At 41.1% G+C, this 15,954-nt stretch carries 14 protein-coding genes; 9 read left to right on the top strand and 5 right to left on the bottom strand.

Translation table 11 applies throughout. From position 1 onward, the window contains the following. The first annotated feature begins 38 nt into the window (after positions 1 to 38). The gene (locus tag AB2B49_RS04860) at positions 39 to 737 is read left to right on the top strand and encodes a response regulator transcription factor (protein WP_049505802.1); all 699 of its coding nucleotides are present in this window, start codon (positions 39 to 41) and stop codon (positions 735 to 737) included. Then, a complete protein-coding gene (locus tag AB2B49_RS04855; RefSeq protein ID WP_049505803.1) occupies positions 737 to 1,615 on the top strand; it encodes a sensor histidine kinase in 879 nt (292 codons plus the stop codon). The genes AB2B49_RS04860 and AB2B49_RS04855 overlap by 1 nt, the downstream gene beginning before the upstream one ends. A 39-nt stretch (positions 1,616 to 1,654) precedes the next feature. Here the strand turns inward: AB2B49_RS04855 and AB2B49_RS04850 are convergent, their stop codons facing one another. From AB2B49_RS04850 to AB2B49_RS04840, 3 genes are all read right to left on the bottom strand, one after another. Then, a complete protein-coding gene (locus AB2B49_RS04850) occupies positions 1,655 to 2,407 on the bottom strand; it encodes an ABC transporter permease (protein WP_049505804.1) in 753 nt (250 codons plus the stop codon). Between the two features lie 10 nt (positions 2,408 to 2,417). Beyond that, positions 2,418 to 3,326 carry an ATP-binding cassette domain-containing protein gene (locus AB2B49_RS04845; RefSeq protein WP_049505805.1) on the bottom strand — a complete coding sequence of 303 codons (909 nt, stop codon included), beginning with the start codon at positions 3,324 to 3,326 and terminating at the stop codon, positions 2,418 to 2,420. 142 nt (positions 3,327 to 3,468) lie between these two features. Further along, positions 3,469 to 4,278 carry a Cof-type HAD-IIB family hydrolase gene (locus AB2B49_RS04840; protein WP_049505806.1) on the bottom strand — a complete coding sequence of 270 codons (810 nt, stop codon included), beginning with the start codon at positions 4,276 to 4,278 and terminating at the stop codon, positions 3,469 to 3,471. Positions 4,279 to 4,424: 146 nt separating this feature from the next. Between AB2B49_RS04840 and AB2B49_RS04835 the strand changes: the two genes are divergently transcribed. The 5 genes from AB2B49_RS04835 to AB2B49_RS04815 all read left to right on the top strand — a co-directional run bounded on the left by AB2B49_RS04835 (position 4,425) and on the right by AB2B49_RS04815 (position 13,526). Then, positions 4,425 to 4,886 (top strand): MarR family winged helix-turn-helix transcriptional regulator, encoded by a 462-nt coding sequence (locus AB2B49_RS04835; RefSeq protein ID WP_049505807.1) that lies wholly within the window; start codon positions 4,425 to 4,427, stop codon positions 4,884 to 4,886. Continuing rightward, a complete protein-coding gene (locus AB2B49_RS04830; protein ID WP_254733738.1) occupies positions 4,879 to 5,298 on the top strand; it encodes an EVE domain-containing protein in 420 nt (139 codons plus the stop codon). The genes AB2B49_RS04835 and AB2B49_RS04830 overlap by 8 nt, the downstream gene beginning before the upstream one ends. 106 nt (positions 5,299 to 5,404) lie before the next feature. Further along, complete coding sequence (rexB, locus tag AB2B49_RS04825; RefSeq protein WP_254733739.1) at positions 5,405 to 8,677, top strand: ATP-dependent nuclease subunit B; 3,273 nt, start codon at positions 5,405 to 5,407, stop codon at positions 8,675 to 8,677. After that, positions 8,677 to 12,330: a helicase-exonuclease AddAB subunit AddA gene (addA, locus tag AB2B49_RS04820; RefSeq protein WP_320691961.1), complete on the top strand. Its 3,654-nt coding sequence runs from the start codon at positions 8,677 to 8,679 to the stop codon at positions 12,328 to 12,330. Before rexB ends, addA begins: the two co-directional genes overlap by 1 nt. A gap of 17 nt (positions 12,331 to 12,347) precedes the next feature. Continuing rightward, a complete protein-coding gene (locus tag AB2B49_RS04815) occupies positions 12,348 to 13,526 on the top strand; it encodes a hypothetical protein (RefSeq protein WP_076984549.1) in 1,179 nt (392 codons plus the stop codon). A 33-nt stretch (positions 13,527 to 13,559) separates the two neighbouring features. Here the strand turns inward: AB2B49_RS04815 and AB2B49_RS04810 are convergent, their stop codons facing one another. Together AB2B49_RS04810 and mazE are read right to left on the bottom strand one after the other, a co-directional pair. Next, positions 13,560 to 13,916, bottom strand: a complete 357-nt coding sequence (locus AB2B49_RS04810; RefSeq protein WP_000560800.1) for a type II toxin-antitoxin system PemK/MazF family toxin — start codon at positions 13,914 to 13,916, stop codon at positions 13,560 to 13,562. Further along, complete coding sequence (gene mazE / locus AB2B49_RS04805) at positions 13,900 to 14,115, bottom strand: type II toxin-antitoxin system PemI/MazE family antitoxin (RefSeq protein ID WP_049505811.1); 216 nt, start codon at positions 14,113 to 14,115, stop codon at positions 13,900 to 13,902. Before mazE ends, AB2B49_RS04810 begins: the two co-directional genes overlap by 17 nt. Before the next feature lie 215 nt (positions 14,116 to 14,330). On the opposite strand from mazE, the gene ylqF reads away from it, so the two are divergent. Beyond that, a complete protein-coding gene (gene ylqF / locus AB2B49_RS04800; RefSeq protein WP_320691960.1) occupies positions 14,331 to 15,185 on the top strand; it encodes a ribosome biogenesis GTPase YlqF in 855 nt (284 codons plus the stop codon). After that, positions 15,172 to 15,951 (top strand): ribonuclease HII, encoded by a 780-nt coding sequence (locus AB2B49_RS04795; protein WP_320691959.1) that lies wholly within the window; start codon positions 15,172 to 15,174, stop codon positions 15,949 to 15,951. Before ylqF ends, AB2B49_RS04795 begins: the two co-directional genes overlap by 14 nt. Positions 15,952 to 15,954: the final 3 nt, after the last annotated feature.

The following is a 15,954-nucleotide window of genomic DNA, read 5'->3' as shown; positions in this document are numbered from 1 at the left end:
TAAAACATGTTATAATTGTTTTAGAAAGGACGAGGTTTATGGCGAGCATACTTGTAATTGAAGATAATAATGAAATCCAGGAAATTTTAAGAACCCTTCTTGCAGAGGAACACGAGGTGATTCAAGCATTCTCTGGGACAGAAGGTATCATGCAATTTGACAAAGGTGGCATTGATCTCGTCTTGCTAGATATCATGCTCCCTGGGAAAAATGGCGACCAAGTCTTGCAAGCTATTCGACAAACTAGTCAGACTCCGGTCATCATGCTTACTGCTTTAGGTGATAAAAAGCTCATCAGCCAATATCTCTTAGATGGTGCCAATGATTATGTAGTAAAACCTTTTGATTTGGACGAAGTCTTTGCCAGAGTCACTGTTCAATTACGCCAAAGTAGTGAACATCAGTCAGGAAATCGAAGAGAAATTGATAACTTCGTACAAAACTTTAAAAATATCCAGTTCGATGCTGATAGTTTTGAAATAAGTAACGCAACTGAAACCATTCGCCTTGCAAAGAAAGAGTGTCAGATTCTCCAAATGTTGCTCCAGCATCCTAAAAAAATCTTCACCAAAGAAGAACTCTATGAATTGATTTGGGAAGAAAGTTACCTGCCTGGAGACAATACGCTCAACACTCATCTAAGCAATCTCCGTAAAAAACTGCACCAACTGGATCCGAATCACGAATACATCGAAACCATTTGGGGAGTTGGTGTTCGATTAAAAGGAGACAAATAATGAATTACATTTTGATATCAATATTACTCCTTACTAACATTATTTTGGCGATTTCTTTGATTCGCTATCATATAGCAATTAAAGATTTAAGCAGACAAATCGAAGAAAAGATTCGCTCTGGTAGCATGAAGAGGATCGGTGTAAATTTCTTTTCAAAGACCATTTTGCGACTACATAACCAAATTGAGAATCTATTTCAAGAAGTGGAGCAAAACCAACTAATCATGAAGCGTGAAAAACGCACCCTAGATATGGCAATCAGTAACATCGCTCATGATATTCGTACACCTTTGACAATCGCTTCAGGATATACCCAGCAACTAATAAAACACCCCGATAATAGTTCAGAAACCTTAAATAAAATAGCCCATCATCAGGATTTGGTTTCCAAACGTTTGGAGGCTCTCCTCGAATACCGTCATTTGATGGAAGGAGCAGTCAAACCGAAACTGGAAGAACTTGATTTATCAACTTTTATAACGAAAAAGACTTTAGCCTATTACGATGTTTTTCAGTCATCACATATTGTTCTTGATTTTAACGTTGAACCAGGATTGAAAACGACGACTGATGAGGACTTGCTGGATCGAATTATACAAAACCTGCTTGGAAATGTTCTCAAGCACGGCAAGGAGAAGGCTCGACTTTCTTTGAAAAAGGAAGAAAATAGGCTTGTTTTGGAAATTGATAATCTAGTCAAAAAACCTATCAAGAATATAGACAATCTCAGCAATCGTTTTTATTCTGAAAATATGTCAGATACCGAAGAATCCTCTGGTTTAGGTCTCTATATTACCGAGGAATTAGTTCATCTTCTCGGTTCAGAGATGAAACTAAGCACAGATGATCAGTGGTTGTCGGTTTTCATTTATTTTTAACGAAAAGAAACCTCCTCAGTAGTCTAGAGGAGGTCATTTTTATAAGCTTTTCTTCTTGAAAACAGTCAGTCCACTGAAAGAGAAGAAAAGTATGACCGTTACGCAAACCGTGATGGTATAGAGAATAGCTTGACTATTAGTAGTCATAGCATAGGCAAAATCTAGAATTAAATATCGTAGAATTTCAATGTCTGGGAAAAGAAGCATTGGCGTAGAAAGGATGATAGAGGTAACTAGATAGCCAATAAATGCGGCAAGATAAGAATGAGTCACATAGAGAATGAAGGAAACAATCGAAAGCCAAGCAAGGAGGCAGAGAAATTGAAGGAAAATCGTTAAGAGGAGGTTTGTAATAAAACCATCAGGCATCGTACCAAGTCCGTTTAGTAGAGTTGAGGGAACAAAAGCAATCACAAGGCTGGCGATGAGCTGTAAGAGAGCGATACTTGCTAGTACAAAGGATTTAGCAAGGAAAAACTCTGTACGAGAAACGCCAACAGTCAAACTATTTTTATAGAGCTTGCCGATTAGATCAACTCCTAGAACTAGACATGCTAGAACAATGCAGAGAAAAACGAGGTTTGAACCATTGCTGGACGCGTTGATTAGAGCTTCTATCCCATTCCAACCATGGGTTGGAGTCTCTGGTGGTGTTGTATTTACTGACATTAAATGTCCTGTAGCCCCGATAGTGGCACCCATTAGCAAGAGAACAAAGAGAATGAATTCTGTAATCCAGAATCCTTTGGAGCGGAAAAGACGGTAAAAATCTGCTTGAATGGTATGTATCATGATTTTTCTCCTATTCTACCAATTGGGTGAAGTATTCTTCTAGGTTTTGACGGGCAAAGTAAATCTCATCAATAGCAACATCGGCCAAAGTAAGTTGCTTGAGAATCTGTTTGACATCTTGTTCATTACCAAAGATATGGATTTCATTGTCAGGATTGACAACCTTAAACTGGAGCTGGATTTGTTCTTTCAATACCTGACATGCTCTTTCTTTGTCGCTTGTTTTAAGCACAATATAATCCTCACTCAGTGTTTCAAACTCAGCTTTACTGATTTCACGGATAATCTTACCTTGATCCAAAATTCCAAAGCGATTAGCTAAAAGATAGAGTTCTGACAAGATATGGCTAGAGATGAGGATGGTTATGCCTTTTTCTTGATTGAGCCGCTGGATCATGAGACGAAATTCTTTGATTCCAATTGGGTCGAGACCGTTAATGGGTTCATCAAGAATAAGGAAGTCAGGTTTGGATAGGAGGGCAATGGCGATGCCAAGTCTTTGTTTCATTCCTAGTGAGAAATCACGAAAGACTTTTTTCCCTGTATCTGACAAGCCAACATAGTCCAAGGTCTCATGAATCACCTTATCAGCATTTGGGATATGACGAATCATACAATAATATTTCAGATTTTGATAAGCTGTTAAGTGATTATGGGCTACAGGTGATTCGATAACAGAACCCACTTGAGATAATGCCTTGGTCCACTCATTTTGTCCTTGACTAGAAAAGAGAGAAACTGTACCTTTGTCCGCAAACAATAATTGTGTAATGATTTTGATAAGAGTAGTTTTACCTGCTCCATTTTTTCCAATTAGACCATAAATATCTCCTTCTTTTATGGTTAGACTAAGATCTTGAAGAATAGCTTGTTGGCCGAATTGTTTGGTCAGTCCATGAATTTCGAGTACTGTTTTCATGATTTTCTCCTTTAGATTTATTTTTCTAACTTTAGTATAAGCTATAGAAATCAAAGAAAGTTCAAGTAATTCTAAAGAGTTTCTAAAGTTTTGTAATTCTTAAAAGAAACAAAACCCAGTTGATATGAACTGGGCTTCTCAATTATAAAATATACTTCTCAATCGCGCGTGCAACACCTTCTTCTTCATTGCTGGCTGTAACGTCATTGGCTAAGGATTTGACATGGTCGCTGGCATTTCCCATAGCAATGCCAAGTCCTGCAAACTGAAGCATTTCGATATCGTTATTGGCATCGCCCATGGCCATAATGTCTGAGGGCTCGATCTTCAAAATCGCTGCTAGTCGAGAAAGAGCAGTAGCCTTGGTAGTTCCAAGTGGCATCGCTTCATAAATGACTGGCTGCGAACGAACGCCGCTAAATCGTTGGCAGAGTTCCTCAGCGAACCGCTGCTCAAAATCGTCTGTTTGTTCTTTTGTTCCTAAAAACATACCTTGGAACATCCTATACTTGCCACTAGTCGCGTCCTCAAGGGAGATTTCAGTCAGGTCCGAAAAGACTAGCTTGGCATCATTTTGAACAATTTGATTAGGCTTGCCACCGAGGACAAAATAATGTTTCTCATCAAAAAGAGTCAACTGAACGTCGCTTTTTTCTGCTAGGTCATAGAGGTATTCAATGTCAGTTGGACTGAGTTCTTGCCAGTCCACTAGACTCCAGTCACTGGTCTGATGGGTTGAACAACCATTATTGACAATGACGTACTCGTTCTGGAGGTCCAGTCCTAGTTTTTTATAGTAGGGGAGGACACCGAAAAGCGGGCGACCTGTACAGAGAACCAGTTTGACACCTTTTTCAATAGCTTGGTGAATGGCAGTGATGTGGGCATGTGGAATTTCCTTGGCTTCATTGAGGAGGGTTCCGTCCATATCCAAGGCTAGTAATTTAATCATAAGACTTCCTTTTCTAGGTGTTTTGCTTTTATTATAGCATATAGACTATAAAATGTCTGACAGAATAGTAACATTCCACTTTTCTTTTCTTGAAAAACAAAGTAAATTCTTATATAATATGTATACTTAATATTTAAGGAGAAATAATGACAAAGTATCACTTTAATTCAATTTACAAAAATGATGAAACAGAGTCTACAGGTCTTCTTTTCATCAAAGTCTACAACAAGTGGGAAAGCAACTTAAAAAGAGTCTTGAAATCAGTTGATCTCACTTTGCCTCAGTTTATCATTTTGACTTCGCTCTTGTTTTTGTCTAATAGAGAGGAATATGTGACGCAAGTTGATATCGCTCGGTTCACTGGTATGGATGTCATGACGGTTTCCCAGATTGTTAGACTACTGGAGAAGAAAGCCTACATTAGACGTGATCAACATCCAAAGGATAGTCGGGCAAAACTGGTCTCAGTGACGAAGTCTGGAGCAGAGAAGGTCAATCAAGCTTTACCTTTAGTAGAAGGGATTGATGAAAAATTTTTTGAAAAACTTTCTAACGATAGAGAAAGTTTTAATAGCATGTTAGCAGTGTTGGAGGATAAAAATGCCTAGATATTGGGTCGGAGTTGTTTCAAAGAACCATGTTTTAAGAGGAGTTGAAGGGAATTTTTGTCAGGTCTGTCATGGAAAGGGCGGCCCCTTAAACCGTATGAAAAAAGGAGACTACCTTTTATACTATAGTCCAAAATACGATATGAACGGTCAAGATAAGTTACAGGCTTTTGTGGCCGTAGGTAAAATTATAGACGACAAGGCCTATCAAGTAGAGCAATTTGAAGGATTCTTTCCCTTTAGACGAAATGTCGAGTATTATCAACCAGTCAAAGATTGTTCCATAGAAGAAGCCAGACAACATCCTGAATGGAAAGACTATACTTCTCGACTTCGTTATGGGCATTTTGAAGTTTCCAAAGACTTTTTTTTCTATATCTTTCAGCATATGAAAGTGGATGATGAGGTATGATTGATTTCCTAGTTAAATGATTGTCAACTAGAATCTTGGATTTGGACTGTGAAGCGAACTTTGCTATAATAGAGTAAGAAACTTTGATAAACCAAACGAGGCTGAGATGAAATTACTGTATACTGATATTCGGACTTCTTTGACTGAAACTCTAACCAGAGAGGCAGAAGAGCTAGTTGCTGGGGGCAAGCGGGTTTTCTACATCGCCCCCAACTCTCTTTCTTTTGAAAAGGAACGCGCCGTGCTGGAATGCTTGTCCCAGCAGGCTTCTTTTGCGATTACCGTTACGCGTTTTGCTCAAATGGCTCGTTACCTGGTTTTAAATGATTTGCCTGTCAAGACCAGTCTTGATGATATTGGTCTGGGGATGGCTTTTTATAAGTGCCTTGCGGAACTCGATTCCAAGAATTTACGTGTTTATGGCGCGATTAAACAAGATCCTCAATTTATCCAGCAGTTGGTTGAACTTTATCATGAGATGATGACTGCTCAGATGAGCTTTTTGGACTTGGAAAGTTTGACAGATGAGGACAAGCGGGCAGATTTACTCTTGATTTTTGAGAAAGTGACTACCTATCTTAATCAAGGTCAGTTGGCTCAGGGAAGTCAGTTGTCCCATTTGATTGAGGCTATTGAGAATGACAAGGTAAGTAGTGATTTTAGTCAGATTGCCTTGGTTATTGATGGATTTACTCGTTTTTCTGCTGAGGAAGAACATGTGGTGGATCTACTCCATCGAAAAGGTGCCGAGATTGTTATTGGGGCCTATGCAAGCAAGAAAGCCTATATCAGTCCGTTCGCTGAAGGGAATCTCTACCAAGCCAGTGTGGAATTTCTCCATCATTTGGGGGAAAAATACCAAACAACTGCTCAGGATCGTTCTCAGACACATGAGAAAATGGATAGTTTTGACAAGGCCTCTCGTTTGCTGGAGTCTTCTTATGATTTTTCAGAACTCGCTTTAGATGTCGACGAGAAAGACCGTGAAAATCTGCAAATTTGGTCTTGTTTGACACAAAAGGAAGAGTTGGAGTTGGTGGCTCGCGCTATTCGTCAGAAATTACATGAAAATCCAGATCTGAGTTACAAGAATTTCCGTATTCTGCTGGGGGATGTGGCTTCTTACCAGTTATCGTTGAAAACCATTTTTGACCAGTACCAGATTCCTTTCTATCTTGGTAGAAGTGAATCCATGGCTCACCACCCTTTGACTCAGTATGTCGAATCTATTTTGCGTTTGAAACGTTACCGTTTCCGTCAGGAGGATTTGATTAATCTCCTCAGAACTGGTCTGTATACTGACCTTGGCCAAGCGGATATTGATGCTTTTGAGCAATATCTCCGCTATCTTGGCATCAATGGCTTGCCAGCTTTTCAGCAGACCTTTACCAAATCCCACCATGGAAAATTCGATTTGGAACGTTTGAACGCTCTTCGTCTGCGAGTTTTGGCGCCACTTGAAACCTTATTTGCCAGTCGGAAGCAAAAGACTGAAAATCTCTTGCAAAAGTGGAATACTTTTCTAAATAATGCTGCTTTAAGCAGGCAGATGCAAGAATTGACAGCTACTATGGAAACTCTAGAACAGGAAAGACAAGTCGAAGTTTGGAAGGCTTTCTGCCATGTTGTAGAACAATTTGCGACGGTTTTTGCTGATTCACAAGTTAGCCTGGAGGATTTCCTAGCCTTGCTCCATTCTGGAATGAGTTTGTCCCAGTATCGCACCATTCCAGCAACTGTGGACACCGTTCTGGTGCAGAGTTACGATCTGATTGCTCCTCTGACTGCTAACTTTGTCTATGCCATTGGGCTGACTCAGGACAATTTACCAAAAATTGCGCAAAACACCAGTCTGTTAACAGATGAAGAACGACAAAGCCTAAACCAAGCGACTGAGGAGGGAGCGCAATTACTGATTGCAAGTAGTGAAAACCTCAAGAAAAATCGCTACACCATGCTTTCTTTAGTCAATGCTGCCCGTAATCATTTGATTTTGTCAGCTCCAAGTCTCCTCAATGAAAATGAGAGCAAGGAATCAGCCTATCTTCAGGAACTGGTGAGTCTTGGATTTAGCCGGATAGAGAAGAAGATTCATCAAAAAAGTCTGTCTAAGGATGATATGGGTTCTTATCACAGTCTTTTGTCTAGTCTAGTTGCCTATCATCAGCAGGCAGGTTCTAGTGAAAATGAAAAAGATGTGACCTTTGTCAAGGTTCTAGCGCGTGTGATGGGGAAAAAACTTGATCAAAAAGGTCTTACAAATCCTGCTCTCCCAACCAGTCCAAGCAGCAAACCATTAGAGAAAGAGACCTTGCACGCTCTCTATCCAGCTGACAAAGAGTTTTACCTGTCTACGTCTGGTTTGACAGAGTTTTACCGCAATGAATACAGTTATTTCCTCCGTTATGTCTTAGGCTTGCAGGAAGAATTGCGCCTGCGCCCAGATGCTCGCAGTCATGGTAATTTCTTGCACCGTATTTTTGAACGTGCCTTGAAACTGCCTAATGAAGATTCCTTTGACCAACGTCTGGAACAGGCTATCCAAGAAACCAGTCAGGAACGCGAATTTGAAGCCATTTATCAGGAAAGTTTGGAAGCCCAGTTTACCAAGGAAGTTCTGCTTGATGTGGCTCGGACAACTGGTCACATCCTTCGTCATAATCCAGCCATTGAAACCATCCAAGAGGAAGCAACATTTGGTGGTAAAGATCAAGCCTTTATTCAATTGGATAATGGTCGCAGTGTCCATGTGCGAGGCAAGGTTGACCGAATCGACCGTTTGAAAGCTGATGGAGCACTGGGAGTGGTGGACTACAAGTCTAGTTTGACCCAGTTCCAGTTTCCTCATTTCTTTAATGGGCTCAATTCCCAGTTGCCAACCTATCTTGCTGCCCTAAAAAGAGAAGGGGAGCAGAACTTTTTCGGTGCCATGTACTTGGAAATGGCTGAGCCTGTCCAATCTTTATTAGATGTTAAGAGTCTGGCAGGAGCAGTAGTAGAAGCCAGCAAATCAATGAAATACCAAGGACTCTTTTTAGAGAAAGAAAGCAGTCATTTGGGAGAATTTTACAACAAAAACAAGGCCAACCAGCTGACAGACGAGGAATTCCAGCTCTTATTGGACTACAATGCCCATCTTTACAAGAAGGCAGCTGAGAAGATTTTACAAGGCCATTTTGCCATTAATCCATACACAGAGAATGGCAGAAGTATTGCCCCGTACGTTCAGCAACATCAAGCCATTACAGGATTTGAAGCCAATTACCACTTGGGACAAGCCCGTTTTCTTGAGAAATTAGAGTTGTCTGACGGCAAACGTCTGGTCGGAGAAAAACTCAAGCAAGCTTGGTTTGAAAAAATGAGAGAGGAGTTGAATTGATGAAGCACATTTCCTTTTTAACTGAGGAAGAGATTCAAAAACTGCAAGAAGCAGAAACGAGTTCAAGCAAGGAACAGAAGAAAACAGCCGAGCAAATCGAAGCCATTTATACGGCAGGGCAAAATATCCTTGTTTCAGCGTCTGCTGGTTCAGGGAAGACCTTTGTCATGGCAGAGCGTATTCTGGATCAGTTAGCGCGTGGTGTGGAAATCAGCCAACTCTTTATCTCGACTTTTACAGTCAAGGCTGCTACTGAACTCAAAGAGCGCTTGGAGAAAAAAATCAGCCAACAAATCCAAGAAACCGATGATGTCGATCTCAAACAACACTTGGGACGCCAGTTGACAGACCTGCCAAACGCTGCCATCGGAACCATGGACTCCTTCACACAAAAATTCCTTGGCAAGCATGGTTATCTGATTGATATCGCACCGAACTTCCGTATTCTACAAAATGAAAGTGAACAGTTACTCTTAAAGAACGAAGTTTTTCATCAGGTTTTTGAAACCCATTACCAAGGTGAAAATAAAGAGAAATTTAGCTGTTTGGTGAAGAACTTTGCTGGACGAGGCAAGGATGAACGTGGTCTGCGCCAACAAGTCTACAAAATCTATGATTTCCTCCAATCCACCAGCAGTCCACAAAAATGGTTGAACGAGTCTTTTCTCAAAGGGTTTGAGGAAGCTGACTTTGCAAATGAAAAAGACAAACTGACCGAGCAAATCAAGCAAGCGCTTTGGAATTTGGAAAGCTTTTTCCGTTATCATCTGGATAATGATGCCAAGGAGTTTCCCAAAGCTGCCTATTTAGAAGCTGTGCAACAGGTTCTGGATGAAATTAGCTCCTTAAATCAAGAGTCCGATAGCCAGGCTTATCAAGCAGTTCTTGCGCGTATTGTCGTCATCTCTAAGGAGAAAAATGGTCGAGCTCTGGCTAATTCTAGTCGTAAGGCCGATTTGAAACCACTGGCTGATGCCTATAACGATGAGAGAAAGGTCCAGTTTGCTAAACTAGGACAACTCGCGGACCAGATAACCATTCTCGACTATCAAGAACGTTATCATGAAGATACTTGGGAGCTGGCTAAAACCTTCCAAACATTTATGAGTGATTTTGTGGAGGCTTATCGTGAACGTAAACGCCAGGAAAATGCATTTGAATTCGCTGATATCAGTCATTACACCATTGAGATTTTAGAGAATTTCCCACAAGTTCGCGAGACTTATCAAGAGAGATTTCATGAAGTCATGGTCGATGAGTATCAGGATACCAACCACATTCAAGAACGGATGCTGGAATTGCTGTCGAATGGTCACAATCGCTTTATGGTGGGAGATATCAAGCAGTCCATCTACCGTTTCCGTCAGGCAGACCCGCAGATTATCAATGAAAAATTTCAACGCTATGCGCAAAATCCTCAAGAAGGAAAGCTGATTTTGCTCAAGGAAAATTTCCGTAGTAGTTCAGAAGTGCTGTCAGCAACCAATGATGTTTTTGGACGCCTTATGGACCAAGAGGTCGGTGAAATCAACTATGACAGCATGCACCAGCTTGTTTTTGCCAATACCAAACTGACTCCTAATCCAGACAACAAGGCAGAATTTCTCCTCTACGATAAGGGCGATAGTGGGCAAGAGAAAGAAGAAAGTGATGAAGACACGAAACTCACTGGGGAAATGCGCCTTGTCATCAAGGAAATCTTAAAGCTACATCAAGAAAAAGGTGTGGCCTTCAAAGAAATTGCCCTTCTGATTTCCAGTCGCAGTCGTAATGACCAGATTCTACTTGCCCTGTCTGAGTACGGGATACCTGTCAAAACCGACGGGGAGCAAAACAACTACCTCCAATCCTTAGAAGTACAAGTCATGTTGGACACCCTTCGTGTCATCCACAATCCCCTGCAAGACTATGCCTTGGTTGCCCTTATGAAGTCTCCTATGTTTAGTTTCGATGAGGACGAGTTGGCACGTTTATCTCTTCAGAAAGCAGAAGATAAAGTACAAGAGAATCTTTATGAGAAACTAGTTAATGCTCAAAGACAGGTAACTGATCAGAAAGAGTTAATTCACAAGGACCTAGCTGAAAAACTCAATCAGTTCATGGATATTTTGGATTCTTGGCGCTTGTATGCCAAAACCCACTCTCTCTATGACTTGATTTGGAAGATTTATAATGACCGTTTTTATTATGACTATGTTGGAGCTTTGCCAAATGGCCCTGCTAGACAGGCCAATCTCTATGCCCTAGCGCTACGTGCTGACCAGTTTGAAAAGAGTAATTTTAAGGGATTGTCGCGTTTTATACGTATGATTGACCAAGTCCTAGAAGCCCAGCACGATCTCGCAAGTGTAGCCGTCGCACCGCCTAAAGATGCTGTGGAACTCTTGACCATTCACAAGAGCAAAGGACTGGAGTTTCCTTATGTCTTTATCCTCAACATGGATCAGGACTTCAACAAGCAAGACTCGATGTCAGACGTCATTCTCAGCCGTCAAAATGGGCTTGGTGTCAAATACATTGCCAAGGTGGAAACAGGAGCAGTGGAAGCACACTATCCTAAAACCATCAAACTCTCCATTCCTAGCCTGACCTATACGCAGAATGAGAAAGAACTGCAACTGGCTAGCTATTCAGAGCAGATGCGTCTGCTGTATGTTGCCATGACAAGGGCTGAGAAAAAGCTCTATCTTGTTGGCAAGGGCTCTCGCGAAAAGCTAGAAGCCAAGGAATACCCAGCAGCAAACAATGGAAAATTAGATAGCAATACCAGACTGCAAGCAAGAAATTTCCAAGATTGGGTCTGGGCTATCAGCAAAGTATTTGCCAAGGACAATCTCAACTTTAGCTATCGTTTTGTTGGTGAAGACCAGCTGACTAGAGAAGCTATCGGAGAATTGGAAAACAAGAGCCCTCTCCAAGATAGCTCTCAAGCAAGCAACCGCCAGTCAGAAACCATCAAAGAAGCTCTGGAAATGCTGAAAGAGGTGGAAGTTTATAATACTCTTCACCGCACAGCTATTGAGCTTCCTAGTGTTCAAACCCCAAGCCAAATCAAGAAATTCTACGAACCGGTTATGGATATGGAAGGGGTAGAAATTACTAACCAAACTCAATCATCGGAAAAGCAAATCAGCTTTGATTTACCTGATTTTTCAACTAAAAAAAAGGTAACTGGAGCAGAGATTGGTAGTGCCACTCATGAACTCATGCAGAGAATTGACCTCAGTCAGCAACCAACACTTGCTAGCCTGACAGAAACACTCAAACAAGTTCAAACTAGTCTAGCTGTTAGAGACAAGATCAATCTTTCTAAAATCCTAGCTTTCTTTGACACACCACTTGGTCAGGAGATTCTCGCTAATACCGGCCATCTCTACCGCGAGCAACCTTTTTCTATGCTCAAGCGGGACCAAAAAAGTCAGGAAGACTTTGTTGTTCGTGGGATCTTGGACGGCTATCTACTTTACGAGGACAGAATTATTCTTTTCGACTATAAGACAGACCGTTATGATGAACCAAGTCAACTCATAGACCGCTATCGTGGCCAGTTAGCCCTATACGGTGAGGCCTTATCACGAGCTTATTCGATAGAAAACATTGAAAAATACTTGATTTTACTTGGTAAAGATGAGGTTCAAGTTGTAAAAGTATAACCTAGAAAGGAGATCTCATGACACTTCCAGTTAGAAAATCCCTTCATGATGCAGTTTTACAGGCTTCAAAAGCTGATACTTGGGATCAAGCCACTAAGGAGTGGAATGAAGTTTCCTTGATCTTTAATGGCATTGGCCGTAGTAATTGTGTTTGTGGGAATGCCATAAAATACGCCTACGAACTCTTTAACGGAGTTACAGGCCAACGTCTCTTTCCTATTGGCAGTGACTGTGTCCGTCATTTTCATCGACTGACTTTAGACCAGCAACTGGAAGAGGAAGACAAGCTTCTCAGAAAAGTTGAAAACCTAACCAGAAAGGCCCAGAAAAAGGAAAAAATCAATATCAATAAAAGCGATTTTGACGAACGACTTCTAAAATGGTTTTGGGAGAAAGGTGTTTTCAAAGCCAATCGTGGCAATCAATTCGCACCTGAGAGAGACTATCATCTCTTCCTAGAGGTCTTTCAAGGCGGAAGTTGGACCAAGGCAGAGCCAAAGAAGAAGGCTCGTATGGAAGAAGTGCTGGAAAAGTGTATCAAACCCTTTTTACTTGGTAAGACCGATGACCAACTCTATCTTGTCAAACTAGGCAAGGAGAAAATCGACTACGAGCAGCATTTACGAATTCAAGCAGAGAAAGAACGCAAGAAGAGAGATAAAATCGCCAAGCAATACGCTGATAACCTCATTCTTGCCATGGGACCTGCAGAACGAGCCTATCAAGATTACTTTGGCTTTACAGAACCCCTCACCCAAGAAGAACGAAAATGGGAGAAAATCCTCTTTGGAAAAAATAGAGACGAACGGGCTATCAAGGCTAAACAAAACCAAAAGGAGCTGGAAAAGGATCAGCGGATTGCAAATCAAGATCCTATTGAACGAAAGCAGAAGCAGACTTGGCTTCTTAATTCCTATTTTCGTGATTTGCCTGATGAAAAAGCCAGATTTTCTCGGCTTCTATTAGAATATCGAAAAAGTGGAGAAGTACCCTTTTCAGATGATTACTTATCTGAGCATCTCATCGATTTTTTCTACAAGATGAAAGCCTTTGAGTTTGAAATCTCACCAGAACAAGTCCGCGATTTTCTAAAAGAATGCCTTCAGGCAGAACATCTATCATCTGCACAAGAAAGTTGGACTAGAGGGATTCTCCTCAATTGTCTTCATCCGTTTTTAGATAGGTTACTCATATAGAAAAAATCCTACCTTGTCTATGCATGGTAGGATTTAAGTATCTCCAAAGATGTACTGGTAAAGTTGGACGACTTTCTGAAAACATTGTGTGTCCATTCTTGTTATTTTTTGAGCATTACGCATCCGAAAATCGAAGGTATAGAGTTGAAATGGATTGACAGCGCCATCTACCTTGTCCGACGAGACAGGAACGAGCAAGCCTTTTTCTGCCAAACGACGTTGGCCGTGAGTGATAGGACAGACAGCTACAAAACCAGTTTGCAAGGCATATTCTCTCCTAGAAACTACCAAGGCAGGTCGCCTTTTCTGAATCTCCCGACCGACTGATGGATCAAAGTCCAGCCAAATGATATCCTGCTTTTCAGGAATATAGTCAGATTTCGCTATCAACTGACCTTACCCCTTCAAAATCGTTTGTCATTCTCAAATCAGTAATCCCATCAAAAGGATCTTTCAGTTTTGGAGCTAAGACAATGACTCCGTCAATTCCTTTGTAGACAACCATTTCTTGACCTTCTGACATCCCTAAATTTTTAGGAATGGTCACAGTGAGCGAATTTCCCACCTTGCGAGTCTTTACTGTATTCATTGCTCTACCTCCACGAATTAGTATACACTAAGTATATACCTGAAAACAAAAAAAGTCAAGTAAATCGTTACTGACCTCAAGGATGTTTCGGACGATTACTATTTGTGATTTATTATGGTCAAAGCCTGTGCAAAAGTTCCTCATTTATGATAGAATAGATGGTAAGAAAGAAAACGTTTTTATCACGTTTTTTTTAGTCGGAAGGGGAAAATATTATGGCTACTATTCAATGGTTTCCGGGCCACATGTCTAAGGCTCGGCGACAGGTTCAGGAGAATTTAAAATTTGTTGATTTTGTGACAATTTTGGTGGATGCTCGGCTACCTTTATCTAGTCAAAATCCTATGTTAACCAAGATTGTTGGAGATAAACCAAAACTCTTGATTTTGAACAAGGCAGACCTTGCTGACCCCGCAATGACCAAAGAATGGCGTCAGTATTTTGAATCACAGGGAATCCAAACTCTGGCTATCAACTCCAAAGAGCAAGTGACTGTAAAAGTTGTGACGGATGCAGCCAAAAAGCTCATGGCTGATAAGATTGCACGCCAGAAAGAACGCGGTATCAAGATCGAAACCTTGCGGACCATGATTATCGGAATTCCAAATGCCGGTAAGTCAACCCTCATGAACCGTTTGGCTGGGAAAAAGATTGCGGTTGTAGGTAATAAACCAGGTGTTACCAAGGGGCAACAATGGCTTAAAACCAATAAAGACCTTGAAATCCTAGACACACCAGGGATTCTTTGGCCTAAGTTTGAAGATGATGCTGTCGCACTGAAACTAGCCTTGACTGGAGCTATCAAAGACCAGTTGCTTCCTATGGATGAGGTGACCATTTTTGGTCTCAATTATTTCAAAAAACATTATCCAGAAAAGCTAGCTGAACGCTTCAAACAAATGAAAATTGAAGAAGAAGAAGCACCTGTTATCATCATGGATATGACCCGTGCCCTTGGTTTCCGAGACGACTACGACCGCTTTTACAGCCTCTTCGTCAAGGAAGTCCGTGATGGAAAGCTCGGTAACTATACCTTAGATACATTGGATGACATCGATGACGACGATTAAAGAAATCAAAGACCTTCTTGCCACTGCCAAAGAATTAGACAATCCCCTTTTTCCTGAACTGGAAAAAGATCCTCGTTCTGGGGTTCAAAAGGAAATCAACAAACGTAAAAAAGCCATTCAGGCTGAACTGGATGAAGACCTTCGTTTGGAATCTATGCTTTCCTATGAAAAAGAACTCTATAAGCAAGGATTGACCCTAATAGCAGGTGTTGATGAGGTCGGCCGTGGTCCTCTGGCTGGACCCGTAGTCGCTGCAGCTGTTATTTTACCTAAAAATTGTAAGATTAAAGGCCTCAACGATAGTAAAAAAATCCCCAAAAAGAAACATCTGGAGATTTATCAAGCCGTTCAAGACCAAGCTTTATCAATTGGGATTGGTATCATGGATAATCAGGTCATCGACCAAGTCAATATCTATGAAGCTACCAAACTAGCCATGAAAGAAGCAATCTCCCAGCTCAGTCCGCAACCTGAGCACCTCTTGATAGATGCCATGAAACTGGAGTTACCAATTTCACAAACCTCCATTATCAAAGGAGATGCTAACTCCCTCTCTATCGCAGCTGCATCCATAGTAGCCAAGGTGACACGGGATGAATTGATGAAGAAATACGATCAGCAATATCCTGGCTATGATTTTACAGCTAATGCAGGCTATGGAACAGCTAAACATCTAGAAGGACTAGAAAAACTAGGTGTCACCCCGATTCACCGAACCAGTTTTGAACCAGTCAAAACACTGGTTTCAACTAAGAAAGACAAGTAAGAG

The organism is Streptococcus jiangnanensis (assembly GCF_040888325.1).
GTDB classification, from domain to species: domain Bacteria; phylum Bacillota; class Bacilli; order Lactobacillales; family Streptococcaceae; genus Streptococcus; species Streptococcus jiangnanensis.
This window is presented reverse-complemented; position numbering and strand designations above follow the sequence as displayed.

Coding starts and splice junctions, on each gene's coding strand:
- AB2B49_RS04860 (WP_049505802.1), top strand. CDS start 39: ATGGCGAGCATACTTGTAATTGAAGATAATAATGAAATCCAGGAAATT.
- AB2B49_RS04855 (WP_049505803.1), top strand. CDS start 737: ATGAATTACATTTTGATATCAATATTACTCCTTACTAACATTATTTTG.
- AB2B49_RS04850 (WP_049505804.1), bottom strand. CDS start 2,407: ATGATACATACCATTCAAGCAGATTTTTACCGTCTTTTCCGCTCCAAA.
- AB2B49_RS04845 (WP_049505805.1), bottom strand. CDS start 3,326: ATGAAAACAGTACTCGAAATTCATGGACTGACCAAACAATTCGGCCAA.
- AB2B49_RS04840 (WP_049505806.1), bottom strand. CDS start 4,278: ATGATTAAATTACTAGCCTTGGATATGGACGGAACCCTCCTCAATGAA.
- AB2B49_RS04835 (WP_049505807.1), top strand. CDS start 4,425: ATGACAAAGTATCACTTTAATTCAATTTACAAAAATGATGAAACAGAG.
- AB2B49_RS04830 (WP_254733738.1), top strand. CDS start 4,879: ATGCCTAGATATTGGGTCGGAGTTGTTTCAAAGAACCATGTTTTAAGA.
- rexB (WP_254733739.1), top strand. CDS start 5,405: ATGAAATTACTGTATACTGATATTCGGACTTCTTTGACTGAAACTCTA.
- addA (WP_320691961.1), top strand. CDS start 8,677: ATGAAGCACATTTCCTTTTTAACTGAGGAAGAGATTCAAAAACTGCAA.
- AB2B49_RS04815 (WP_076984549.1), top strand. CDS start 12,348: ATGACACTTCCAGTTAGAAAATCCCTTCATGATGCAGTTTTACAGGCT.
- mazE (WP_049505811.1), bottom strand. CDS start 14,115: ATGAATACAGTAAAGACTCGCAAGGTGGGAAATTCGCTCACTGTGACC.
- ylqF (WP_320691960.1), top strand. CDS start 14,331: ATGGCTACTATTCAATGGTTTCCGGGCCACATGTCTAAGGCTCGGCGA.
- AB2B49_RS04795 (WP_320691959.1), top strand. CDS start 15,172: ATGACGACGATTAAAGAAATCAAAGACCTTCTTGCCACTGCCAAAGAA.